This window comes from Paenibacillus sp. GM1FR (genome assembly GCF_002803315.1).
Classification (GTDB): domain Bacteria; phylum Bacillota; class Bacilli; order Paenibacillales; family Paenibacillaceae; genus Paenibacillus; species Paenibacillus amylolyticus.
Genome location: NZ_MKZL01000054.1, coordinates 146,049 through 172,579, shown reverse-complemented (window position 1 = coordinate 172,579; position 26,531 = coordinate 146,049). Strand labels below are relative to the sequence as shown.

The 26,531-nt window shown below is 46.5% G+C and carries 18 protein-coding genes; 3 read left to right on the top strand and 15 right to left on the bottom strand.

Annotated features, from left to right (window positions below):
* Positions 1–203: 203 nt before the first annotated feature.
* Positions 204–677, bottom strand: a complete 474-nt coding sequence (locus PAEAM_RS24990) for an RbsD/FucU family protein (protein WP_036609525.1) — start codon at positions 675–677, stop codon at positions 204–206.
* Between the two features lie 231 nt (positions 678–908).
* Between PAEAM_RS24990 and PAEAM_RS24985 the strand changes: the two genes are divergently transcribed.
* Together PAEAM_RS24985 and PAEAM_RS24980 are read left to right on the top strand one after the other, a co-directional pair.
* Positions 909–1,355, top strand: coding sequence for a MarR family winged helix-turn-helix transcriptional regulator (locus tag PAEAM_RS24985; protein WP_235200756.1), 447 nt, complete (start codon positions 909–911; stop codon positions 1,353–1,355).
* Between the two features lie 30 nt (positions 1,356–1,385).
* The gene (locus PAEAM_RS24980) at positions 1,386–2,726 is read left to right on the top strand and encodes an MFS transporter (RefSeq protein ID WP_100529354.1); all 1,341 of its coding nucleotides are present in this window, start codon (positions 1,386–1,388) and stop codon (positions 2,724–2,726) included.
* Between the two features lie 158 nt (positions 2,727–2,884).
* Here PAEAM_RS24980 and bcbE read toward each other — a convergent pair whose 3' ends face one another.
* From bcbE to yicI, 4 genes are all read right to left on the bottom strand, one after another.
* Entirely contained in the window at positions 2,885–4,186 is a 1,302-nt protein-coding gene (gene bcbE, locus PAEAM_RS24975; protein WP_100529353.1) for a bacillibactin exporter BcbE, read from the bottom strand.
* Positions 4,187–4,268: 82 nt separating this feature from the next.
* Positions 4,269–7,220 carry a glycoside hydrolase family 3 C-terminal domain-containing protein gene (locus PAEAM_RS24970; protein WP_100529352.1) on the bottom strand — a complete coding sequence of 984 codons (2,952 nt, stop codon included), beginning with the start codon at positions 7,218–7,220 and terminating at the stop codon, positions 4,269–4,271.
* A gap of 19 nt (positions 7,221–7,239) precedes the next feature.
* Positions 7,240–8,250 carry a phosphotransferase family protein gene (locus PAEAM_RS24965; RefSeq protein ID WP_100529351.1) on the bottom strand — a complete coding sequence of 337 codons (1,011 nt, stop codon included), beginning with the start codon at positions 8,248–8,250 and terminating at the stop codon, positions 7,240–7,242.
* Positions 8,251–8,325: 75 nt separating this feature from the next.
* A complete protein-coding gene (gene yicI, locus PAEAM_RS24960; protein ID WP_100529350.1) occupies positions 8,326–10,644 on the bottom strand; it encodes an alpha-xylosidase in 2,319 nt (772 codons plus the stop codon).
* Positions 10,645–10,816: 172 nt separating this feature from the next.
* Here yicI and PAEAM_RS24955 point away from each other — a divergent pair, with 172 nt between their 5' ends.
* On the top strand, positions 10,817–11,737 hold the full coding sequence (locus PAEAM_RS24955; RefSeq protein WP_100529349.1) for an AraC family transcriptional regulator: 921 nt from the start codon (positions 10,817–10,819) through the stop codon (positions 11,735–11,737).
* A gap of 176 nt (positions 11,738–11,913) precedes the next feature.
* On the opposite strand, the gene PAEAM_RS24950 is transcribed toward PAEAM_RS24955, so the two are convergent.
* The 10 genes from PAEAM_RS24950 to PAEAM_RS24905 all read right to left on the bottom strand — a co-directional run bounded on the left by PAEAM_RS24950 (position 11,914) and on the right by PAEAM_RS24905 (position 26,510).
* Positions 11,914–12,834, bottom strand: a complete 921-nt coding sequence (locus tag PAEAM_RS24950; protein WP_100529348.1) for a hypothetical protein — start codon at positions 12,832–12,834, stop codon at positions 11,914–11,916.
* 385 nt (positions 12,835–13,219) lie between these two features.
* Complete coding sequence (locus PAEAM_RS24945; protein ID WP_100529347.1) at positions 13,220–15,079, bottom strand: adenine deaminase; 1,860 nt, start codon at positions 15,077–15,079, stop codon at positions 13,220–13,222.
* A gap of 310 nt (positions 15,080–15,389) precedes the next feature.
* Complete coding sequence (gene helD, locus PAEAM_RS24940; protein WP_100529346.1) at positions 15,390–17,765, bottom strand: RNA polymerase recycling motor HelD; 2,376 nt, start codon at positions 17,763–17,765, stop codon at positions 15,390–15,392.
* Between the two features lie 244 nt (positions 17,766–18,009).
* A complete protein-coding gene (locus PAEAM_RS24935; protein ID WP_243391462.1) occupies positions 18,010–18,501 on the bottom strand; it encodes a pyridoxamine 5'-phosphate oxidase family protein in 492 nt (163 codons plus the stop codon).
* Positions 18,502–18,606: 105 nt separating this feature from the next.
* On the bottom strand, positions 18,607–19,674 hold the full coding sequence (locus PAEAM_RS24930) for an FUSC family protein (protein WP_017689291.1): 1,068 nt from the start codon (positions 19,672–19,674) through the stop codon (positions 18,607–18,609).
* Positions 19,675–19,974: 300 nt separating this feature from the next.
* The gene (locus tag PAEAM_RS24925; protein ID WP_100529345.1) at positions 19,975–20,697 is read right to left on the bottom strand and encodes an HD domain-containing protein; all 723 of its coding nucleotides are present in this window, start codon (positions 20,695–20,697) and stop codon (positions 19,975–19,977) included.
* Between the two features lies 1 nt (position 20,698).
* Complete coding sequence (locus tag PAEAM_RS24920) at positions 20,699–22,138, bottom strand: NAD-dependent malic enzyme (protein WP_100529344.1); 1,440 nt, start codon at positions 22,136–22,138, stop codon at positions 20,699–20,701.
* Positions 22,139–22,349: 211 nt separating this feature from the next.
* Positions 22,350–24,422 (bottom strand): beta-galactosidase, encoded by a 2,073-nt coding sequence (locus tag PAEAM_RS24915; RefSeq protein ID WP_100529343.1) that lies wholly within the window; start codon positions 24,420–24,422, stop codon positions 22,350–22,352.
* A gap of 91 nt (positions 24,423–24,513) precedes the next feature.
* Positions 24,514–25,599 (bottom strand): glycoside hydrolase family 53 protein, encoded by a 1,086-nt coding sequence (locus PAEAM_RS24910; RefSeq protein ID WP_083656916.1) that lies wholly within the window; start codon positions 25,597–25,599, stop codon positions 24,514–24,516.
* A gap of 32 nt (positions 25,600–25,631) precedes the next feature.
* Positions 25,632–26,510: a carbohydrate ABC transporter permease gene (locus PAEAM_RS24905; RefSeq protein ID WP_091032085.1), complete on the bottom strand. Its 879-nt coding sequence runs from the start codon at positions 26,508–26,510 to the stop codon at positions 25,632–25,634.
* Between the last annotated feature and the right edge of the window lie 21 nt (positions 26,511–26,531).

Genomic DNA, 26,531 nt, shown 5'->3' with positions numbered 1-26,531 from the left:
GGATGGAGAGCATCGTCTCCTCGTTTGTATTTCTTCAATTGTAAAACAGTCCTTTCCTTTTCCCCATTCATCATCTGCAATCAAAGTTTGTAGTATCTTGAGCAGTGAGATGACGTTCGTTCATGCGCGCTTGTTATATTTACTTCGTATTGGTAAAAATAAAAAGGCGACCAAAGCATCCACTGCTCCGTCGCCGTAATTATTCAGTTCGATTCAGCATTCTGCTGTTCCTGACCAGGATCAGCATCGGGGAAAATGACGCCTTTCTTCAAAATCAGATTGGCATATTGCGCTCGCTCACCAGTTGCAACAATCACATAGGCATTCGAAGCGCGTTTATAAAAATCAAATCGTTCTTCATGATCAAAAGCATCCGTAATGCCTTCGTATTCTTCAATCAACCGGCGGTAGTCTTCCCATATGATCGGGATCACCTGATCCCCTTTCACAACCTGCATGACAGCAGCGGGACGCTCAGCATAGGTATCCAGTGGATATAATTGCAGGATGGCATCCAGCAGTTCAACAACTCCCAGTGCATCACAACGTACTAGTCGCTTGGCATGACTGGCTGCGGGGAAATTACCATCCGCCAGAACCAACTCGTCTCCATGACCCATTTCGGACATAATTTTGAGTAACTCTGGAGGTATTATTGCGGGTATATTCTTTAGCATACACAGCTCTCCTTGTTCATCTCCAACATCAGTTAGAGCAAATTGGTTTTCTCCATTCTTCAAGCACGCTAGACATCGATTCTATAAAAGCGGTTTCATACCTATTCTAACAGTATTTTCGGATCATTGCACAGCGCACACGTAAGTTCGATATGAGAATATTTCATTTTGACAAAAATACTTGTTTGACATATAGTTGTTGTAACAACTAATTAATTGGGACATTTTATTATGGAAGCGAGGTCTAGCAATCACATGGACTATACACTGGAACAATCTGTTGGATTCATGCTGGGTTTCACACACCGTAAAGCAGTAGCTTTACTTGCGACGCGATTCAAACCTTATGATATTACGACAGAGCAATTTTCTGTTCTCTTTAATGTTGACCGCGGCGAAGGTGTTAATCAGAAGGAGCTCGCTGCACGTGTCTTCAAAGACCAACCCACCACTGCGCGGATTATTGATCTGCTTGAGAAAAAAGGCTGGGTAGAACGCCGGACCAGCGAACAGGATCGCAGAGCCTATCTGTTATATCTCACCACGGAAGGCAAAGCGTTAATTGATATCCTCGTTCCGATTGAAAGAGAAATGAATAAAGAACTTGCTGAAGGTATATCCGAAGACCAGATGGAAGCATTTAAACATACTCTTTCCCTCATTAACCGCAACTTGTAAGGAATCACAACTCAGGGGGAATACATCATCATGAAAGAACAATCTACACAAGTTAGACTATGGACCACCGATTTTATTCTGCTGATGCTGTGCAACTTCTTGTTGTTCTTGCAACTGCACATGATTGTCTCTCCGCTTCCGTCCTACGTTCAGGAGCGATTTCACGCCAATGCATTTGAAGTAAGTTTATTCACCTGTCTGTTTGCACTAAGTGCCATAGCAGCCCGTCTCTATTCCGCGAAAGCACTGGAGAAGGGTCTTCGTAACGCCATGATTTATATAGGCCTGTCCGTAGCCCTGCTGGCAACGCTCGGCTATTATTTTGCTGCCGGTATAGCTGTGCTCTTGTTGCTGAGAATGTTGTTTGGTATCGGGTTTGGTATGAGCAGTACCGCTTTTCCAACGATGGCCTCGGACATTGTGCCCGTCAAACGAATGGGTGAAGGTATGGGTTACTTTGGTCTATCGACTAGCCTGGCTATGTCTATGGGGCCAATCATTGGGGTCACTCTGCTCCAGGGTGCAGGTTTTGTAACCCTGATGTTATGTACTGCGGGTGTGCTCGCTGTGATCTATCCACTGAGTTATTCGCTGACACGCAAAAAAGCAGTCAGAACCGATAACAGTACAACCATCATGCCACAAGCCACAACAAGTGCCTCAGGGTCCAACCCAAAACAGAAGATACCTTTCAACCGCAAGCTGATTCTGCCCAGTGTGCTGAATTGCCTGTTATCCATCACCTATGGTGGGCTTGTCGGATTCATCGTTTTGTATGGTAAGGAAGCCAATCTGGCCAATCCTGCGCTGTTCTTTTTGTTCAATGCATTCGCCGTGTTATTGGTTAGACCATTTGCAGGACGGATCTATGACAATAAAGGTCCAAAAGCACTGCTCATTCCAGGGGCAATATTCGTTGCTGTCGGCCTCATTCTGCTCTCGTATGCAACCTCCATGTCCCTCCTGTTCATTGCTGCCTTTATCTACGGAATCGGTTATGGTTCCATGCAGTCGTCTCTGCAGACCTGGATGATTCAAGTTGTATCTCCTACTCAACGGGGTATGGCTAATGGTATGTTTTTGAACTCGCTGGATCTGGGTATTGCGACCGGTGCCCTTCTTCTTGGCGCCATTGCGGCCATAACCAGTTATACCGATATGTATCGATATTCCGTAATGTTTATGATTCTGTTCTTGCTTATATATCTGATTCAGGGAAAACGAAGCGGCAGCTTCTCCATTGAACCTCATGCTCTGCTCGCTCATACTCATATCACTGCAACGGAACCACCTCAAGATCAATCCAAGAATTCAGAATCTGGAGCCGGCAACACCGAAACTAGCCAGTCGAATAAAAGCAAACACGAATGATTGGTTAAGGTCATTCTGCTCATAGAAACGAGAAAAGCGTTTACACCGAGAAAGCAAATTGATCCGCTTTCTTAGGCGTAAACGCGTTTTTTTTGAACAGATCTGGATGTTAAACTTAAGACAGCATGGAAATGAACGCAGCATACAGCACCGTCTATCTAAAATGGACTTTTCTTGCGACCTATGGAAACATACCCTCTACTCGTCTCGATCACATCCATAGATGTTTCATCCTGTTTCTGCTTGCTTCCTGAAGTAGGTTGATCTCCCTTATCCGGCTTAACTGCAAATAAGGTGAGCAATCCGCCCACGGCGCCAGACGCAGCGAGCACACCAAAAAGCAGGAAATGATGAGAACCGATCAACAAAGAAACGACAGGTGGACCGAGAGATACCCCAATGAATCGCATGCTGCTGAACAGAGCCGTGATTGTGCCCCGCTGTTTTTTGTCCACGCCTTCTGTAATCAATGCATCCAGACATGGTAACGTTGCACCTATTCCGGCACTTCCCAATGTGAAAAGACCTACTACAACATAGATATTATCGAATAAACCTATAACGCCAAGGGATACCGTCAGAAGCGCAAGTCCTGCAAAGCCAAGCCATTTCATTCGCGTTTTGTTCTTGCCAATCCACTTCCCTGCCAGGAAAGAAGACAGACATAACGCTGCCAGCGGAATCGCAAGGACAAGTCCTTTAAGTACACCTTTCAGGGCAAATTCGCTCTCCAACGTCTCGGATAGATAATATAACACACCAAAGATGACAAACATGCAAATACCACCGATTGCAAACAACGCATACAACCAGCGTCCCTTTTCTTTTAATACGTCACGAATGGATGCCACAAATTCAGTAAAGGTGGGAGGCTTTTCTTTTTTCCGGGGAGTCTTCACTAGGAAAATAACAAGGACCAGCGAAAGCACACAAAGGATAGGAATAGCCATGAATGGCGCATACCAAAACCAGACTGCCAGCGCTGCACCGAGAATCGGACTTATGACTTTACCAAACGTATTCGAGGTCTCAATGATACCCAGGCTTTTGCTTACTTCATTCTCATCATTAAACATGTCCCCAACCAACGGGATAACAATAGGAAATGCGCCAGCAGCACCTATTCCCTGCAATAACCTGCCACCCAGAATGGTCCAGTAGGCTATGTTTCCGTTCAGCATCCATGCTGCCACACCAGCGACAGCACCTCCGACGGCTGCAATAACGAGGCTGGGAATGATAACTGCTTTTCTGCCAAAACGATCCGACAAGTACCCTGCAAGAGGAATAAGCAGGATGGCAACCACAGCGTAGACTGTAATGAGCATACTGACCTTAAATGCAGATACCTTCAACTCACGTTCAATCTGTGGCAGGATCGGTATTAGCATGGAATTACCCAAGGTCATAATCAAAGGGATGGAAGCAAGTGCGACAAGGTCCCACTTTTTATCGTTCATACCACAACCACCTTTACAGATTCTACACACAACAGCATTATTGTGCTTGTTTCGGAGGTTGATTATTCAGGACATGCTACAACTACAACAATCTAAAGTGCCGTAACGCTGCTCCACCTTTGAAAATAATATATAGCTCATTCACCTTATGTGACGCCTCAAGCGAACACTGGACCGTTGTCCACTTAATATCTTTCCCATTCACACTGCCTCCAGGTCCGGAAACTTCACACACACCGAGCAGTTCGCCCTCCAGTCCTCCGGAACGAATCTCCAGTCTGCTTTCTTCCCCGAAAGTTGCCACTCTAGCTTCAAATCCATGCAGTTCCTGAACAGCATTATGGTTAAATGATATCCAGGACGACTGACCCTTTCGATATAAAGGTTCCTCCGGAGTGATTGCCCGAACTGCCGAACGTCCTTCCAGACATTCATCCAGTAGAACACCTGCACAAGCATCGTAATTCTCCGCAAAGGTAAGCAAGTGCAGCGGACGATCCGGAATCGTCTCACCTTCAATTTCAATATCAGCCGACTGACGTATATCTGCGGAAGAACGCCCTGACAGGATGGCCCAGGTCGCTGTCTCCACGCAGTATCGAGCTCGGGTAACATCCCATAGCGCCAGCTTCTGAACAGGAACTTCGAAACTTATCGTAACACGTGTCCCTGCTTTGACTTGAACACGACGGAAAGCAAGCAGTTGCTTCTGAGCACGTTTCACTCGGGAGGTATATGAAGATCCATAGATCTGAACAACTTCATCACTGTCACGTTCACCCTTATTGTGTACCTCCACCTCAATCTTCAATTGATCTGTGGTGGTGGATTCCGCCGAAGCACTTCGACTTACACGAATCGCTTCGTATTCGAATTCGGAATACGTCAGGCCATGACCAAATGCATATTGAACCGGTCCTTCATGATACATATAGGTCATGCCATTCTGAATGATGTCATAATCCATCATGTCAGGAAGCTGTGATTCATCTTCATACCATGTCATGTTTAATCTGCCTGCCGGGGCATAATGACCTAACAGCACATCTGCAAGCGCGTTCCCCAATTCCTGACCTGCATGTGTCATATAAACGATTGCGCGGGCAATACCTTTCAACTCCTGCAAGGCAAATGGATAACTGCCCATAATGACAACCACTGTATTGGGATTGGCTTCACACACGGCTTTGACAAGCTCGACCTGACTCGGAGGAAGCAGCAAACTTGGGCGGTCAATTTCTTCTTTGCCGTTGATATATGGGCTGTTGCCAACAACAACGACAGATGCCTGACTGCCACGTGCAGCTTCTACGGCTTGTTGTATTCCGCTGGTCACAATATCAATATTGAATGCAGAAGGTATCTGTGTATTGCCTGGTGATTGACTTGCGTGTCCAGAGTCACCAACATCATTCGGATTTGTACCTGTAGCTGTAGTTTGTTCTCCTTGTGGCCGGAGTGGTGATACAGCAGATTGTCCCTGATATTCGCTCAGTCCAACAGGGATACCGTTCCACGTCCGCAAGGTGTTACTTCCATCCGTTAGAGGATCTATGCGAACAACTTCCTTTACAAACCAGCCACCAATCTCCGGTGCGTTTGCCTGATATATGCCTTGCTCGGTTAAGCTAACGTATCGATTATTGTTTACACTTCTCAGCGTATGACTTCCCCAACCCCAATCCTGATGTTCAAATTCGGCGGCTGTGGATGCACTGCCCTCCTTTACAGCGACGAGTGTACCTTCCGCACCCAAGGTTATAACCTGACCGTCTGTTGTCTTCAGCTGAATACGGTCATTCCCATCGACATAGGTCACGTCTGCTTCAGGTAGCCGATTGCGCAATCCATCGAGGACGGATACTCGATAAGGCAATGTGCCACTGTACCAATCGGTATAGACAACATCCGCAAGTGGCCCAATCACACTGATTTTCTGCAACGCTTCTGCCTGCAAGGGAAGTAATCCATCATTTTGGAGCAAAACAATCGATTCGGCAGCGGCACGATAACTAAGTTTGGCATGTTCCGGTGCACATAATACCGACTCGGGAATAGACGCATATGGATTGAGCCCGGACTGATCGAGTTGTCCAAGTCGCATTCGCACACCAAAGATGTTGCGGATCGCTCTGTCCAAATCAGCTATTTTCAACAGATTCTGGTCAAGAGCCTCCTCCAGAGCAGATACAACAAGATCAACTTCATCTGTAAGACAATCCACTCCTGCCTTCAACGCACCTGCTGCTGATTCGGCATGACTGGTATGATAACCATGATAATTCACCGTCTGTGACAGGTCTCCACCATCACATACAATGAAACCTGGCATCGCCCACTCACCCTTAACCACATCATTCACATATGGACTTTCAATGGCAGGTGTACCATTGATGGAATTGTAAGCTGTCATCATGGACAAGGCTCCACCTTCCACAAATGGTGTCTCAAATGCTTTTAGATAATATTCCCGCAGATTGCGCGGATCAATGCTGGATGAACAATTCAGCCGATCTTTCTCATTATTATTGGCAAAAAAGTGTTTCAATGTCGCAACCATTTTCAGATAAAAAGGATCATTCCCCTGCATACCTTTGACGAGAGCCGCCGACATTTCTCCCGTGAGGACCGGATCCTCGCCATATCCCTCTTCCGTTCTGCCCCAGCGTGGGTCACGTTCCAGATCAACCGTTGGTGCCCACAATGTTAACCCGTGAACCTCAGGATTACGGTGATGGTATGCCCTCGCTTCATCGCCAATGACTGAACCAATCTCCCGCATGAGCCTTGTATTCCAGGTACTGGATAGACCGAACGGTTGCGGAAATACCGTTGCCTCCCCTTTCCATGCAACCCCGTGGGCAGCTTCGCCCCCAACGTTGTAGGCTGGGATGCCCAGTCTTGGTACAGCTGCTTCGCGTGTAGGAATTAGTCTGATTTTCTCCTCAGTGGTCAATCGTGCAATCAGGTCATCCAACCTTTCCTCAAGTGAAAGTGATGCGTCCCACATCGGGTATTGATGATACTCCTTCATCCTTCATTCCCCCTGCGAATTAGTTAAGTCCAAGTTGCTTCCATTGCTCCAGTAAATCCAGCGTGCGCTGGTGATACTTCTGACCATCTTCAGGTTGATTGACCTGATGTTCATGAACGTAGGCATTAAAATACGAAGACAGTATTCGATAGGCAAGCCTGCGTGCCTGTCCTTCAGCGGATGAGTCCAATGGACGATCATATCCTTCATGAAAAGCCACCGATTCTGACGACAATATGGCTTCAAACTCCCTGTCGGCAAACATGGAACGATCTCCGTCAATGATGGCCGCAATGTTCAGCTCACCGTTTTCCTGATGAACAAGTACATTTGCTTCCCACAGGTCATTATGAACGAGTACCGGGCGGGTCACTTGATCAAATAAGTCTTTATTTTTGATGAAAATAGCAGCGATATCTTCTCCCACACCTGACATATAATCGGCTCGTGCCGCTTTAAGTGCTGTTTCTTCTGCAAAAGAGTGCAGCACCTCGGACCATTGATCCGAGCCTTTAATCGTCCCATCCCCCTGCGGCCAGCCAAACGATGTACCCTCGATCTGATGCATGATGGCGGTATAGGCGCCAAGCTGATGGTACAATCGCTCTTTGTTTATATCTGAAATTGATGCGTGATCCAGCTGCTTACTCGGGATAAACTCCATAAACATGTACGTTCTTGGGATGATTGATCCGCTGTCATCACAGGCGATAATGTTGGGAGCAGGAATGCCTGCGTTACGGTAATATTCATACACAATCGGTTCAGCCGCCATCATCGTGCGTTCAAAAGAAAAAAGTGGATCAGCCGCAGAACCAGCCTCCATCTCTCCCCGCTCTGGTGCCAAACGTAAAATCACATCCGTATAGGATGTATGTTCAAGGTGAATCCGATACGTTGTATTAAAAAGTCCACCTTGCAGGAGACCAAACTCCTTCACTTTGGTATCGCTTCCAAAATGAATTTCTACCAGTTGATGCAGCATCTCTGCTGATATCGTACAGTGCAAACCCGAATTCATTGTACTCATTTCATTCAATCTCCTATCATCGTAGACAAACAGACGGCACCTTTCGGCACCGTCCTTTTCTTTTACTATATCATTTTACAGTTGGATTGTAAGCGCGCTTGCGCCTGTTGCTGCTGTAACAACAACACCATTTGCACCAGACACTTGGGAACCACCTTCAACGCTGGATACACTCTCAATGCCGCGAAGTACCAAGCTCCATGGTTTGCCCGCACCTTCAGCACGAACATCCAGCACTGATCCATTACGTGTAACGTTAACTGTCAGCTCCTGTTCAGCTGCTTGGTTCACAACAACAGCTTGAGCCGTTTGACCATCAGCCAGTTCGAACAAGTGCAAGGACACATCATTTGCAAAGTCATAATCCGGTTTACTATCCACAGCACCGACAGCGATCAGGCTGTTTGGTTTAACCATCATTGGCAGTGTTTTGAAGTCATGGTTTTCACTGATCCAGCGTCCACCTTGTACTTTCGCTCCAGTCAGATAGTTCGTCCAAGTTCCTTCAGGCAGGTAGTAACGCACATCACCCTCTTTGTTGAAGATCGGAGCCACCAGAATTGAATCGCCAAACATATATTGCGTATCCAGGCTGTATGTTGTTGGGTCCTCTGGGAAATCCAGCAGCATAGCGCGCATCATCGGAATCCCTTTTACCGTTGACTCCACCGCAGAATTGTACAGGTACGGCATCAGGCTGATTTTGAGTTTGGTAAAGTCACGAACAACGTCCACGGATTCCTCATCAAACAACCAAGGCACACGATACGAAGTGCTTCCGTGCAGGCGACTGTGTGAAGATAACAGTCCGAATTGTACCCAACGTTTGTAGACATCAGGGCTCGCTGTGCTTTCAAAACCACTGATATCATGGCTCCAGAATCCGAAACCGGAAAGTCCGAGCGACAAGCCGCCCCGAAGGGATTCAGCCATGGATTCATACGTTGAAGAGCAGTCTCCGCCCCAGTGAACCGGGAATTGTTGACCACCTGCTGTTGCAGAGCGTGCAAACAAGGCAGCTTCGTTTTTGCCAATCTTCTCTTCGAGCAATTCAAATACAGCTTTGTTATAGAGCTGTGTATAATAGTTGTGCATTTTAACCGGATCAGAACCATCGAAGTACACAACATCTGTCGGAATTCTTTCACCAAAGTCAGTCTTGAAGGAATCTACACCTTGATCCAGCAGGACTTCCAGCTTACTCTTATACCAGTTCACAGCATCCGGATTCGTGAAGTCAACCAGAGCCATACCTGCTTGCCACATATCCCATTGCCATACGCTGCCATCGGCTGTTTTCACCAGATAACCGTTCTCCATACCTTCATCGAACAAGTAGGATTTTTCTGCAATATATGGATTGATCCAAGCACAGATTTTAAGGCCCTTCTCTTTTAGACGTGCAAGCATGCCTTCCGGATCCGGGAACATCGCTTCATCCCATACGAAATCAGACCATTGGTATTCCTTCATCCAGAAGCAGTCAAAATGGAATACAGAAAGTGGAAGATCACGTTCAGCCATACCATCTACGAAATGATTAACCGTTGCTTCATCATAATCCGTTGTGAATGACGTTGTCAGCCACAGACCAAAAGTCCATGCCGGTGGAAGCGCTGGTTTACCTGTTAATTTCGTATAATTATCAAGTACATCCTTAGGATTGTCACCGCCGATAATGAAGTACTCCAACGTCTCGCCTTCTACGCTGAACTGAACTTTAGATACATTCTCGGATGCAATCTCATACGATACGCGTTCCGGATGGTTTACAAATACGCCATATCCTTTATTGGACAAATAAAACGGAATGTTTTTATAGGACTGCTCACTGCTTGTACCGCCGTCCTCATTCCAGGTATCGACGATTTGGCCATTCTTAACAAACGGTGTGAAGCGCTCACCAAGTCCGTAAACGTATTCACCAATACCGAGATCAAGCTGCTCGCGGAAGTACGCTTCCTTGCTTGGACCTGTAATATAACCAGCCGCTCTTTGACCGCTACCAGTAATCCGTTTTCCTCCATATAGGAAGCTAATATCCCAACCGTTTGTTTTGTCGATTTGAACTTCCAGGTTGCCACTTTTCAAAACAGCACCTTGTTCATTTTTTGAGATCTCAACGTTGGCTTCTTGTGTGTTAAGCTCAAATACAGGCCCTTTTTTCACGCCGCCTTTATGATGATTCAAGGTTACACGAATAACGTTTGGCATAGGTGAGCTGTATGTTGCTTTAAGCAATGTACCATTCAACGTGTCACCTTTGGAACGAATATATTTAGTTGCCGCATATACGGTCACAGAATTATCTTTTTGCACAATATCACGAATGTCAGTCGGGTTTTGAATCTGGTACCCTTCACGAGTCATCCAGAATCCATCAGTAAATTTCATGTTTTGTTTCCCCCTTTGGTTATATTATAATAATATTGATATTAATAACGAATTTCTTCTCTTATTTTGACCAAATATATCACGATTTTGATAATAAACATCCGATTCTTGAACATCACCACCAATCTATGGAAACGATTACATTAATAATGATACAAAAGGAGAATCTGATATGGAACGTGAACGATTACGGGAAGACCGGATTCACGGCAATGCCATGTATCCCGTCAGTGTGTACCCGGATATTCAACAACTGAACGGGGATAGCATTCTGGATTGCCATTGGCATGATGAGATGGAGTTCACCATGGTGACCCAGGGCTGCGCCGTCTTTCAAATTGATATGAACACCATTGAGGTTCAAGCTGGAGAAGCCATTTTCATCAATCGAGGTGAGATTCATGCGGGGTATCTGAAGGGCGATGTGCCCTGCGTATTCTCTTCCATTGTATTTAATCCCGAACTGCTTGGCAGCCGTGCCTTCGATACGGTCCAAGAGAAATTCATCGGTCCACTGGTACGCAAAACGGTGATTCCCCCCAGTCATATCAAGGCAGATGAGAACTGGGGACAAGAAATTCTGGATCTCCTGAAACGCATATTTGCAGACCATGCTACCCGAACCGAAACGTGTGAAATGTCAACAAAAGCGTACCTGTACCTCATATTTGCCCGAATGTTCGAACATATGAGACCTGCTCCGCTCAAAGGCACTGTGGCTACAGGGAGTCATGACAAGGTAGAGCGCCTGAAATCCGTGCTCAGTTATATTCACAAACGGTATCCTGAACCATTAAAGCTGAAAGAACTGGCCGATGAGGCCAATATGAGTGAAGGACACTTCTGTCGTTTCTTCAAACAAATGGTGCAGAAAACACCTGTTGATTACATTAACTATTACCGTGTTCAGCAGGCCTGCGTTCAGCTTGAGAATACGGATCACAAAATTGTTGATATCGCCATGGATGTGGGTTTCGAGCATCTAAGCTACTTCATCACTACATTTAAAAAGCATAAAGCCACTACACCTTCACAGTATCGCAAAATGTTCTATGAGAACGTAGGAGTGGAGTCTGCCCTGGTACAGGTGTAAAAGGGTGTAAAAGAAGAAGGTGCTCACAGCTATTCAGCTGCAAGCACCTTCTTTATCTACTTTATCAACTTTCCTGGGAACGAGTGAGGTAACGATCTGATCTGAGCCACACTGGCTCAGTTAGAACTCATCTCATTCGCTGCTATCAGCCTTACGCTTTGAAGCTTAACAGTTTCTCACTTTTTCAGTGTCTTCCATGAAGTGTACTCATGTACGGAGAAACCGTTAAAGGACGCATGTACTGAAGCCATTTTTTCGACCAATTTTAATTGTGCTTCCATATAAGCAGATCCCTCTTCATAAAAAGTAATGAAGTCACCTTCCTTACTTTGCTTTGTTTCCACGGCGATTGAGATCGTCTTGCCAAGCAGAGCTGCTTCCGCAAGTTCATCCTTCGCTACACTATAGATTGCAGCAGCTGTATCGCGGTAAGCCATAATGGTGATGGAATCAAACTTGCGAATCATCCAACTGCTTACGGCCATCGTGGAACCCGGAATCTTGTAGTTATCAAGCCAGAAAGGCAGATCAGCCGCTACTGGCATCTTCATCCGTGAAGCTCGCTCAACAATGTACTCCACATTGCCTTGCCACTGGGTAATTACACTGGCTTGATTGATTTTCCATTGCGGGTGCACATGTGGTTCAATATCCAGATGAATACCAGCAAATTTCTCATTGGACAACGCCTGCGCCTGATATGCCTCGATCCAGTCCAGGAAAGATGCAATCTGTTCCCGACTTTCCGTCAATCCCCACGCTGATCTTCCATCCATGACGTCAACCGCAATGTTCTTGGCTCTCGCCTGGCGGATAAAGCTTTTATACTCAGGAATCTTTATATCCCGGTTCATCTGCAGATAGATCGTATTGATCTTGTTCGCTGTAGCGTAATTTAACACCTCTTGAGGATTACTTCGGATCTGGGTGGTATCCCACACCCAAGTCGCTCTCACCGGCACATCAAGCTCTCCATGAATCGTTGCATAACTGTCGACCGAACCATCCGCAATGGCTTTGGAAGAACAGGCTGTACTCGCACACAGGATCAAACAACTCAGTAATAAGATAAAACGGTAACCCCTTTTGCTTTTCATATTTGTACACTCCCTCTGAAGTTATCAGCTCTGACGTGCAAATCCGGATGAAATTGTGTCGTTTCATATTCATTTAATGGATACTTATTAGGTACGACGAATTTGGTTTGCTTTTATATGCAATATCATCTTTAAGACTTACGACGAAAGAATCATATAACTATATTTCGGGAATTCGTAGTTCTGTATGTATAGTTCAAAAGTCACAATTATTTATTATTTTCAAATTCAATCCTTATTCCAGCATGACTTCAGTCATTATTGCCATATGTACACCAAGCTCCAGAAGACCTAGAAAGCGTTTTCTCTCAAAACACACCAAAAAACCGCCCTAAGGCGGCTTTATATGGAACCCTATTTAATGATGTCTAGTCGACATTTCCGTTCATTCATTTCCCGATGGAGCTACCGGTGTATTGTCAACCACTTCATCGAAAAGAGACACCAGTTCAATACCTTCTGCCGAGATCCGCACAAGACCCTTGTCAGACAAACGTAATTCTGGAATCACAACCAGCGCGAGCAACGAAAGCGTCATGAACGCATTATTCAACGTACATCCTGCGGACTGTAAAGCTTCGCTGACTGCTGCCGATTGGGCTGCAACGACTTCAAAAGATTCAGTTGACATCAAACCTGCAATCCGCAGCGGGAATTCGGTTACCCCTGCTGCCGTTACCACGGCCACCCCGCCCTGCATACGAATGACGCGATTACCGGCTTCAGCCATTAGCGCATCATCATTACCGATAATCAACAGGTTGTGGCTGTCATGAGCAACCGTCATCGCAATCGCTGCAGGTGATGTGAAGCCGATGCCTCCTACAAGCGCTACCGCCCGATTCCCGGTTTGTTTGTGACGCTCCAATACCGCAATTTTACATACTTCCCCTGAAGTTGAAACCACAACCTTGCCGTTCTCTACGGTAACAGGCAGGTGTTTCTCCTTTGTATCCACATGGTTCTCTGTCACATGAATGATTTTGGCGCCAATCGTCCCCTCTGTAATCGGTGCAGCCAACTCCAGATCTTCTGGCTGAATATTAGCTTCTAACTTCACCGTGTTCAGCGCTTCCTCCGGGTACGTGAAGCTGTCCCAGACCGCCGTCATTTTCCCATTCTCCGCTACAACTTGCCCGGCAGCAATCGTCATGCCTACACGTACATCCGCCAACCGGCCGTCCAGCAGAATAATATCGGCTATATTGCCCGGAATAATCGCACCAATGTCGCGCGCAACACCAAAGCGCTCAGCCGTGTTAATGGTTGCCATCTGGAAAGCCGTAACCGGCTTCACCCCTTGAGAGATTGCTAGACGAACAACAAAATCCATATGTCCTTCTTTGAGCAGCGATTCAGAACTTCGGTCATCTGTCACCAGCATCATCCGGCGTGTATCCAGTCCAAGCTCAGTGCAGGCTTTGATCGTCTCAGCCACATCATGCCATGCCGAACCTTGGCGCATCTTCGCGTACATTCCGAGTCGCAGACGTTCAACCACATCTTCCTTGGTCACACATTCATGATCCCCTGTAACACCACTCGCTGCGTAGGCTGGCAGACGCCAGTCATCTGCTGCCCAGGTGAAATGACCGTCTGCCACTTTACCTGCTCGGAGCGTCGCCTGTATCTCACCGATCATCGTCTCATCCCCATAGACCACTCCAGGGAAGTTCATCACTTCACCAAGACCAATCATGTCCGGACCCCAGGAAAGAGCCTCAGCTACCTCTTCAGGTCCGATATAAGCACCTGTTGTCTCCAATCCTGGATGTGTGGAAGGGACACAGGAAGCCACCTGCATATAAGCAGCCATCGGTGTGGTCCGTGCTTCATCCAGCATCAGTCTCAGACCTTTCAGACCAAGCACGTTGGAGATCTCATGTGGGTCAAAGAAACCTCCGGTCGTGCCTGAAGGCAATACCGCTCTCGCAAACTCGGTTACTTTCATCTGTGTACTTTCGATATGGCAGTGTCCATCCAGCAGACCAGGAGCGATATACTTACCGTTTGCTTCAATAATCCGCGTATGTTCTCCGATAGTGTGGCTTACATCTTTACCGACATAAGCGATTCGAGCTCCCTGTACAGCTATGGACATCTCAGGCAAAATCTCACCCGATATCACGTTTACCAGCGTACCTCCCCGAATGACCAAAGTCGCTGGCAAATCTCCCCGTGCTGTAGCGACCAGATCCGGTACACAATCGGCCATAAGTGGCCGTTCAAAAGATGGTTTGTTCATTTTGTTGCCTCCTTTAATAAACGATCCAAAAAAAATATATTGTTACGATTATATGAGTCCGGACCTCATGTGTAAAGAAAAATCACATCCATTGTGCTTAAATACAAATTATGCAGACGTATTTATCCACGGGACCCAATCCTTACGAATTCACGTTAGTTATTTTTATCAATACGATCACCTATATGGCTGTAACCTCATCACGTATAATTCCCTCGCTAAGCTAGCTTCTTCCCGATATATGTATCATATACAGAAAAACTCCCGTTCCATTGAACGGAAGCCTTCTTCATGCATATGAAGTGTTATGTCAGTCCACTTGGGCAGTAGACACCTTGCCAAGATCATACTTTTCTTCCGACTGGGCGGTAATGAACGGACTCGGTGTGCCCACGCAGTAAACGTGCAGCAGATGCATCGCTCGTGTGCAAGCCGTATAGAACAACTTACGTTCATGCTCCTGAGCATACTGCTCCGCAGAGCCGTCATAGATCAGGACAGCATCGAATTCCACACCTTTGGCAAGATACGCCGGGATCACATGAACACCCTGTTCAAAAGCCAGCGTCGTTTTCTTGATTAACTTCGGTGCTGTGGGGAGCGCCTTACTCAATGCAGCATGTACGTCTCTGCTCTCTTCGGCGGTTTTGCAGATAACTGCAACCGATTCGTACCCTTCCTTAATCAAGTGCTTGAGGTCTGTTGTGATGACATTCATATGACGCTCTGAATCAGAAGAAACGATCACTTTAGGTTTCTCACCGCTGCGGTTAAATGGAATAATCTCTTCCCCACCAGGCACCATGCCACGTGTAAACTCCACGATCTCCCGGGTAGATCGATAACTTCTGGTCAGCTCAATGACTTCCGTGTTGTCTGGTCCGTACAGGTTAGTCAAGGGTCCTGTTCCACTAAGTACTGAAGAGTGGGCATAGATTGCCTGATTAAAGTCACCAAGTGCTGTTATTTTCGCCCGTGGGAACAATCTCTTCATAAATGCCAACTGAAACGCAGAATAATCCTGGGCTTCATCAATAATGACATGACGAATATTCGAGTTAATATGGAATCCAAGCATAAGCTCACGCAAGTACAAGTATGGCGTAATATCTTCATATGCCAACTCCTGAAGCTTCAATCTGCGTAAAGTCATCTTACAGATTTCATCCCATTGAGCAGGCAGCGCTTCATCACCCAGTAATCGTTCCATCTGAGCCTGATCGTTGAATAGATGTGCATATAATTGTCTTATATCAACGAATCGTAAGGACTTAATCCATTTTCGCAACGGTTTGAGTCGGTCACTGACCACCATACGTGCCAGAATCCCTCTTTCCTGCTCGAAGTCATTAAACGTATGGGTCTTTCCTTTTTGCTTGCGCTTCAACCGTTGATACGCACGTTGCAGATCCTCCGGCTCCATCAGATCAAGCTGCTGATCAACCCAAGGCGCATCCAGTTCACCTTTACCAAAGGCAGACAGTTCTTTCAGCATCCAGTCCCGTAACATCTCCAGTCGACTCACCAGCTTAACGGATGACTCGAAGCTGTAGAATTTCTCAGCCATAGCCTCTGACGTAACAATCGCTCGGCCCTGGAAGCGAACCGGCTTGAATTTCATGCCACCTGACAACATACTTTCCTTATAACGTGTAATCACCTTGAGGAACGTTTCGGACGACTTGAAGCGAATGCTGGACATGCGAACATCGTAATCGGGATCTTCCGTCCCCGTAAGTACATATTCAAGCTGAATAAACGGATCTTCCAGTTGATATTCACGACCCAAACGGCGCTCCAGATACTCCTGGAAGGTCGTTTGCAACATGTTTTCCTCCCCAAGCTCAGGCAGTACCGTGGAGACATAACTGTTGAACATTGGATTTGGTGAAAAAAGAACCATCTGATCCGCTTGCAGATGCTCGCGGTATTTATAAAGAAGATATGCCACACGCTGGAGCGCCGCGGATGTTTTGCCACTGCCGGCTGCGCCTTGCACAATGAGCATACGTGTCCGGTCATTACGGATAATCCGGTTTTGCTCCTTCTGAATGGTCGCTACAATACTCTTCATCTGTGCATCCGAAGTTCGACTGAGCACGGCCTGCAACAACTCATCACCAATCGTGACCCCTGTGTCAAACATAAACCGGATACGACCATCCCGAATGACAAACTGTCGCTTCATCTCTATATCACCGCTGATCTCCCCACTGGGTGTATGATACGTGATTGGACCCGGTGCTCCGTCATAATACAGATTGGAGATTGGCGCACGCCAGTCGTAGACCAGAAAAGATTCTTCCTTCTCATCCAGTAACGATGCAATGCCGAGATAAATGCGTTCTGCATTTGGATATCCATCTTCCTTAAAATCAATGCGCCCAAAATACGGTGAATGATGCAGTCGTTTCATTTTATCCAACGCAGCTGCTGTATTTAGATGGCTGCGCTCCCGATCGGACAATACCTGTGACTGCTGCCGCATGCTGGTTGAAGTCTCCCCAACATCATCCGCTTCGCTAAAGTTCATCGTGACTTCGTCCCAGAAGTCTTTTCTCATGCCAACCACTTCGTCACGGAAGGAACCAACTTCATCTTCCAGCGTTGTGATCTTGCGTTCAATCTGATCGGTCACGGTGTTGACCCGTTGTTGTTCCTCATTCCATTGCTGATCTGTACTCATATGTTAATAGCCCCTCTTTCCCCGGATTGTGTCCTCAAAATCCCATTTGACAAGCCCGAAAAGGCAATGGTATAATTATTAGAAAGTAAACATTTTAATTATATGTTAATTAGTTCTAATTTTCTGAAAACCATTTTTTATTGTACCAGTGACAACGTCCCGATGCAAGCGGAGGCGTTTTTTGTTGTTTTCTTCTTCATTATTACCCAATCACCGGGTCCTCAACTGACCTAGCTACTCCTGCCTACTTTCGTAATTCTTCAATTGTCTCTTTCCAGCGTGTAATTGCTCCAAGTTCATCCTTCAATTGAAAGGTTATTCCTGAAGTGATCTCCGCATATGGCGCGTGATCCACACGTACCTGAAGGACTTGTGCTTCAAAACGATCTCTCGGATGAACAGCCCCCCTAATCTCAGGTAACCGTTCTACTTCTATACGGATATGCAACAATCGATGTCCTTGAACCGCAATCAAGGTAGCCTTGCCTGTTTTGCTCATGTTCATACTGGTCTGTGTACCTTGCCATAGAGCCAGTCTAAGCTGATGCGGATTTATCGCAATCACTTCCCCCATACTAATCATCGCCTGATGCGGCCACTGATCCTCAGATACAGTTAGCAGTTGCATGGCTTCATGCTGTTTATGCTCCAGATTCGTCCCACTCAACCATTCCATTAGTTCAGCGTCCAATTCCTCTATAATCATGTCTCTATCCCTCAGTTCGTTAATATTCATTCATGCCCTTCAGCCCTATGTATGACAAAACAACCCGGACACGATTGTCCGGGCTATGTTGTAACTACATTGTATATGATCGCCAAGCAGGTGTGCAATTCGTTATCAAGGCCACTTAAGCCAATTCAAAATTTTGTCCTGTGATTCTTTGTCTTCACTGGCGCTATGCACATGTTCGGCTAGTCGATTCAGACGTTCCAACTGATATCCGTAATCATAAATGGCAGCTGCCACGATGGACAATCGTAACATCCCTTCCTTGTCGATATCAAACTGGGTGATCGCCTGCTCCATGAAACGGTCATTATCCAATACAAACTGTGCGGCCTCTTCCCCATTAGGTTTCAGCTTATCCTCGAACTTGAGCAGTGCATGCTCATGGAATTTGATAACCAGTTCAAGATGTGAGTCAAAAAACTGATCCATGGCCGTTGTCCGCGGTGCCTGGAAATAGTGGCGTTCCACCGAATCCAGCACCTCATACCCTTTTTGCAAACTCAGCAGCATTTGTTTGTAGACCACCATCTGACGAGTTTCGCTGAATTTCGAACGTTTCATCTTTTTCTGTTCCTCTTCGAACAAGTTATACTTGTCGGACAAAGACTTAATGGAACCGCCCAGGTTACTTTTCTCCTCCCGGAATACAACTTCCTTGATCTCGTCCGAGATCGAAGTTCGCAGAAGCAACGACATACCACTGAATACACTATGGATCTGCTTCACGAACTGAACCTTCGGTTTCGGAGGAAATACCGTAATGTTGATGAGAAACGCCGATACAATACCAACCAGTGTCAACAGAAAACGATTGAGTGCAAAATGCCAGTCACCCGATGCTTCCATAATGGATACAACCGTGACCAGTGTAAGGCCAACCGTCTCACCCATATTTAATTTAAGACAGATCATGATGACAAGTACAATAATTAATCCAACGGCGATTGGCTCATTGGACAACACCATGCCCCCCACCAGGGCGACAATAGCTCCCAGCGTGGTCGTTTGCAATTGATCCAGGAAGTATTTCCAGGAACGATAGATGGAAGGCTGCATGGCGAATATAGCCGCGATTGCGGCAGGCACGGGAGATTGCGGGTTCAAGAACAGGCTGCTTAGGTACAAGGCAAGCGTGACCGCGATCCCCGTCTTAAGTACACGCGCACCAAACGACATGGTGATGACCCCTCCTCTTTACCGAACCTGAAGTTTTACATTTGATAATCATGTTCATTATTACCCCATATTTCTTTTTTTGCCTGAATTCATTCAGGAGAACGATTTATTGTACCATGTAAGGTCTTCCGTTGCCATGTCATAAGTCAGAGGTATTGTGAAATTGATTCCTTTATGTATGTTAATACACATTATTAACCCAAAAAGAAGCAAATCTTCAAAATGGATTTTCGCCACTTCAAAGATTCGCCTCTGTTACTTATGATACCTCTGTGGAATGCTCATGCTTATTATGCCTGCCTAACGGTCCGTGCCCTCCCATTCTCTTTTGAACTGGTCCACAAACTGCACCATATAATCATGACGCTGTTCCGCCAACTCCTTGCCATAGGAGGTATTCATCAGATCCTTGAGCTTGAACAACTTCTCGTAAAAGTGATTTATCGTTGTGCTGCGCCCATTGCGATATTCCTCACGGGTCATCTGCTCCCGTGGGGGAAGGGATGGATCGTACATCTCGCGCCCTCTGGCACCTGAAAAGGCAAAGGTTCGCGCGATCCCAATCGCACCCAATGCATCCAGTCGATCCGCATCCTGTACAACCTGTGCTTCGAGCGAGCTGACTGCAGGACGCTGTCCTCCCGCATATGAGATGGTGCTAATAATACCCACAACCTTAATACGTATATCCGGGTCAAGAGGCTGGGTATCCAGCCAGTCATTCAGTTTGGCCATCCCGACTTCCAAGCTCTCATTCAGCTTCTCATCCGGTACATCATGTAATAATGCAGCCAGTTCGCAGACAAATGGATCTGCACCCATACGGTGAGCGAGTTCAACCGCAAGTGCGGTTACCCGTTCAATGTGCGGCCAGTCATGACCATCACTATGCTTGGATGAGTCCCCTTGAACAAAGGATCGGGCGGCGCGCAGAACAGCCTCTCCTGCCGTTATTCCATCTATATTATGCATGTGCCCTAATTCTTGCAGATTCCCACCAGGTTGAAGAGGGTTCTCTGACATCTTACGATTCCCCGCCTTCACGGGCCTGTTCACGAGGAATACGTCGAGCTACACCCGTCTTAATAGCTGCTTCAATTACGCGACTGCGCATCGATTTGACTACTTTATCATTGAACACACTCGGAATAATGTAATAACGTGTACGCTCTTCGTCCGTAATGGCCGAAGCAATCGCTTGCGCGGCTGCCAGCTTCATTTCTTCATTAATTTCGGTGGCTCGGCAATCCAAAACTGCCCTGAAGATGCCCGGGAAACATAACACATTGTTAATCTGATTCGGATAATCGGATCGTCCTGTTGCCATTACAGCCACAATGTCTTCCACCACGGCAGGCATAATCTCAGGCACCGGGTTTGCCATTGCAAACACGATTGGATCTTCTGCCATGGTCTGTACATCTTCGCGAGTTAACAGATTCCCGCGGGATAGGCCAATGAACACATCGGCTCCACGAATGACATCACGCAGCGAACCAGTCTCCAGTTCGGGATTAGTACGAGCTGCATAATCACTCCAGACTTCATTCTCATAGGTTTGTGTCCGTACAATTGCACCCTCACGATCGACACCTATAAGCCGGCTGGCCCCCGCGGACAATAATATATTGCTGCACGCTACACCTGCTGCACCGATGCCACAGACCACAATCTTAACATCTTCAATGGACTTGCCCACCAGTTTGAGCGCATTGATCAGACCAGCATATAACACAACCGCTGTGCCATGCTGGTCATCATGAAATACAGGAATGTCCAATTCCTCATTCAGACGACGTTCAATTTCGAAACAACGCGGTGACGAGATATCCTCCAGATTAATGCCGCCAAAACCAGGTGATATCGCTCTCACAGTACGTATGATTTCCTCGGTATCCTGTGTGTCCAGGCAGATTGGGAAAGCATCCACACCAGCAAACTGTTTGAATAACATCGCTTTACCTTCCATGACAGGCATCGCTGCACGGGGACCAATGTTGCCCAGTCCAAGTACCGCACTGCCATCAGATACGACGGCTACTGTATTCCGTTTAATTGTCAATGAGAAGGCTTTGCCGGGTTCTTCTGAAATGGCTGAACAGACACGAGCCACATCCGGAGTGTACACACGTGACAGATCTTCCCGGTTTTGAATCGGGGTCTTTGGTGTTACTTCGATCTTACCGCCCAGATGAAGCAGGAACGTCCGATCCGATACATTAATAATGGACACACCTTTGAGCTGGCGCACCCCTTCTATAATTTTACTGTTATCTTGTGCATCTGTAACTGCGACCGTCAAGTCGCGCACGCTTACATCCTGATTGGTGGAAATCACGTCGATGGCAATGATGTCTCCCCCTGCTTCCGAGATGGCCGAAGCCACTTCGCCAAACTTGATATCCTTAGTTGTCATTTCCAGTCGAATAATAATGCTGTTACCATCCAGATTCCTTTGATTCATTTCCATTCCTCCCAGACTGAAAGTCTTGAGTTACATGTTACGTGTTTGTCTTCGCTGCGCGGACACGTTTATCCTTTATCTTGTCCAGAAAAAGTCGTTCAACAGCCAAATGCATAAAATAAAAAAGATGCCCTGAACACCAATGCAGGCGTTCAGGGCACTCTTTTTCTAATTACTAACTTCATTTATTTAGTAACATATAGAATCTACATTATTTCCGGGCAGCCGGTCTGCGCAGAACACAAATGTCATATGGCTTCAAGCTGAGACTTGCTTTCACAGCATCACCACTGAGCAGATCGGTATAGGACTGTCCATCTAGTTCAACCAGCTTCTCATCTGGCGTGTAGTTCTGTACAAACACATAATCTGCTGTACCATCTGTACGCGTATGTGCCGTTGTTCCGGCAGGCAGCTCAGTTTCAAGTCCACGCTCAATGTTCAGGTCAGCGATTAGCTTCGCATAGAAATCATCATAGAATGGTGCTTTCAGACGTGTCGCTACGTAATATGCTTTTCCTGAACCCAACTGGTTAACCGTCAATGCAGGGCGTCCAGCATAGAAGTCAGAACGGTACGTAGCCAGGGACTTCGCGCCTTCCAGATGAATCAGATCACACAGTTCAATTGCATCATACGCTGTATTGAGCTGAAGCTCATTGCCCTTCTCCGGAATGATTCCGTTCAGATCACGATCATGCAATCCGTCAATTTCCTCGGACCAGATGCCAAGTGTCTTACGCAGCGGGCCTGGGAATCCACCCAGGAAACACAGATCGTTTTCGTTAACAATACCAGACCAGTAAGTTGCTACAAACGTACCACCTTGTTCTACAAACTTTTCAATACGTTCCCCGACACCTTCACGTACCAGATAGAGCATTGGCGCAATCAGCAGCTTGTACTTGGACAGATCTGCATCCATATCAATAACGTCTACAGCGACTCCCTTTTTCCAAAACGCTTCGTAATGCTCTTCCACGGTCTGCTCATACTTCACACCGATATTACGCGGACCCTGGGAATCATTAACGGCCCAGCGGTTTTCCCAATCAAATATAATTGCAACTTCTGCCGGAACCGCTGTTCCTACAATCGCTTCCATACCTTCAAGAGCCGTTCCAACGTCGGTAACATCTTGGAACACTCGAGTGTGTTCCGTTCCTACGTGGTCTACTACCGCACCATGAAGTTTCTCACTGGACCCCCGGCTTTTTCTCCATTGGAAGTACTGAACACTATCGGAGCCATGTGCCACAGCCTGGAGAGAAGAGAGCAGATGCATGCCAGGTTTTTTCAGCTTGCTGACATCTTGCCAATTCGTCGAACTTGGAGTACTCTCCATCAGCAAGAACGGCTGACCGCCTTTGATGGAACGAACGATATCATGCATCATTGCGATCCGGGATGCCTGTTTCGCGTCGTCATCTGCATCATGCCAAGTCGGATAACTGTCCCAAGAGAGGAAATCCAGAATATCGGCGAACTTCCAATAGTTCAGACCGCCATAGAATTCCATCAAGTTAGTTGTGACTGGCAGATCAGGATTCTGAGCTTTCAATGGTTTTGTTTCATGCACGATAAAATCAGCTGTCTGATCCGTAACGAAACGACGCCAATCCAGATTCATTGCGTGTACCTGTGTCTCACCGTGTGGAGCCGGAGATTCCACTTGACTCCAGTCTGTAACCGTATGGCTCCAGAATGTGGTCCACCACGAATGATTCAGTTCATCGAGTGTTTTATACTTCTTCTGAACCCAACCACGGAATGCTTCCTGACAATAATCACAATGACAGTCTCCGCCGAACTCGTTCGAGATATGCCAGCCGATTACAGCCGGATGATCCGAATAACGTTCTGCCAGTTTTGTGTTGATCGCAGTAACCTTCTCACGGTATACCGGGGAAGTATAACAATGGTTGTGACGGAAACCATGCAGATTGCGGACACGCTTCTCGGATACACGGAGCACTTCCGGGTACTTCGCGGACATCCAAGCAGGTCTGGCACCACTTGGTGTAGCGAGGAATGCATAGATACCGTTTGCTACAAAACGATCCAACACCTGATCCAGCCATTCAAACGTGTATACGCCCTCTTCCGGCTCAAGGGATACCCACGAGAAGATACCAATGGACATCACGTTACACTTGGCAAGCTTCATCAAGCGAATATCTTCTTCCAGAACTTCAGGATAGCGGAGCCATTGCTCCGGGTTATAGTCTGCGCCATGCAACATGTGCGGGGCTTTGGAACTTACAGGTGGAAATTTGTATGTCATAAGGACAACTCCCTTGCTTTAATTACTGTTTTTTTAGTTTATATACGATAACGATAACAACGACTTCACAGACGATACGTATTACGCTAGATTACACGTATGTCACAACATCTGATTCTTCAACAGTAGCAAGTGCTGTAAACGATTCCAACTTGCGACCTTTAAAATCAAACATGGTGAGGTTGCCCCAGTTATTCGGATGTCCGACGGACCATTCTTCTTTACTTGGTATCCAGGCAGGTTCCCAATAATAGAATCCGTGCCCCAAACCACCAGGAACTTCGCGAATAATCTGCAATAGATCCTTCAGATATTTGGTCTGTCCCTCTACACTTGCAGGGTATCCTGGTAACAACATATCTTCCTGATTCAAAATCCATTCAATGCCTTCCGGCTGCTCCAGCGTCCAGGGATAAGCGGTTTCAACTACATTGATAGGTTTGCCATAACGCTCAGCCAGATCATGAAGATTGTCACGTAACGCATCGAGTGTTCCATGCCACCAAGGGTAATACGAGAGACCAATGATATCAAACTCCACACCCAGTGCTTCAAAGCGATCGTAAAACTTGCGGCTCTCGGCGTTATCTCCACCACGATCAATATGTATCATAATCTGAATATCCGCGTCAACGGATTTGACCGCAGCAATCCCATACTTCACAAGGCCTGCAAAACGCTCCCACTGTTCATCCGTATCATGCTCTTCTCCACCCACACGTCCCTCATTCCATAACATGCCTGGTGTAATCTCGTTGCCCACCTGCACCATGTCCGGAAGCGCATCGTGTTCCTTCAACGTTCTCAGAACGTCAGCCGTATACATGCATACCGCACGTTGAAGCTCTTCATAGGACAGATTCTCCCATGCTTTCGGCTTCCATTGATTGGCTGGATCAGCCCAGCGATCAGAATAATGGAAATCAAGCAAAAATTTCAATCCCTGTTCCTTGATCCGTTTGGCTATCTCCACCGTCCGCTCCAGATTGCAGAATCCACCAACAGGATCATTCCAGATTCGAAGTCGTATCGCGTTAGCGTCATTAATCTTCAGGATGGATAGCAAGTCTTGTTCCTTGCCATCCACATCACTATAACTCCCGCCATGCTGTTCGATTTCATCCATAAAGGACACATCCATTCCCAGAATGAATGTCTTTTCCGTCAAGTTGCTCACTGTATCAACCTCCATTAATTTGGGGTACAGGCTCAGCCTTTAACTGAGCCCAACGTCATACCTTTAACAAAGAAACGTTGCAGGAAAGGATACACAATCAAGATTGGTGCACTTCCGATGAAGATCTGAGCCGCCCTTACCGTAGTTTGAGAGAGAGCTTCCATTTCTTTTGGATTCATGCTCATGCTACTCATATCACGTCCGATAATGACCGTTTGCATAAATGTAGCAAGTGGGTAATCCTTGGCGTTATTCATGTAGAGCAATCCATCAAACCAGGAATTCCAGTGAAACACCATACTGAACAATGCAATTGTTGCAATGGACGGCATCGAAATGGGAAGGAAGATACTGAACAATGTTCTGAAATGATTAGCTCCATCCATCAGCGCCGCTTCCTCCAGCTCTTTTGGAATACCGCGGAAGAAGTTCAGCATCAGAATGACAAGGAATGTGTTAACTGCTCCTGGGAGTACCAGTACCCAGAAGGAATCCATCAACCCGATCTTCTGGATAACCATGTAGAATGGCACCAGTCCCCCGTTGAAAATCATACTGAATACAAAAATCCAGGAGTAGATCGTTCTGCCTTTGAATTCACTATTCTCTTTGGACAACGGATACGCTGCCAGGAACGTAATCAGCAAGGTAATAGCTGTACCAATCACTGTACGTAGAAGTGAAATCCAGAGTGAGTTCAAGAAAATTGGATTGTTCATCGTTTTTTTGTAAGCCTCAAGTGAAAAACCTACGGGCCAGAGATTGACCAGATTGGCATCGGCAGCTGCCTTTGTACTAAAGGATACAGCCAGTACATGAACCATCGGTATGATACACATAATGGCGATCAAAATCAGAAAGCAGGTGTTGACTATATTAAACACGCGATAAGGCAATGATTTATGATACATCGTGGTCCCTTCTTTCTCTGT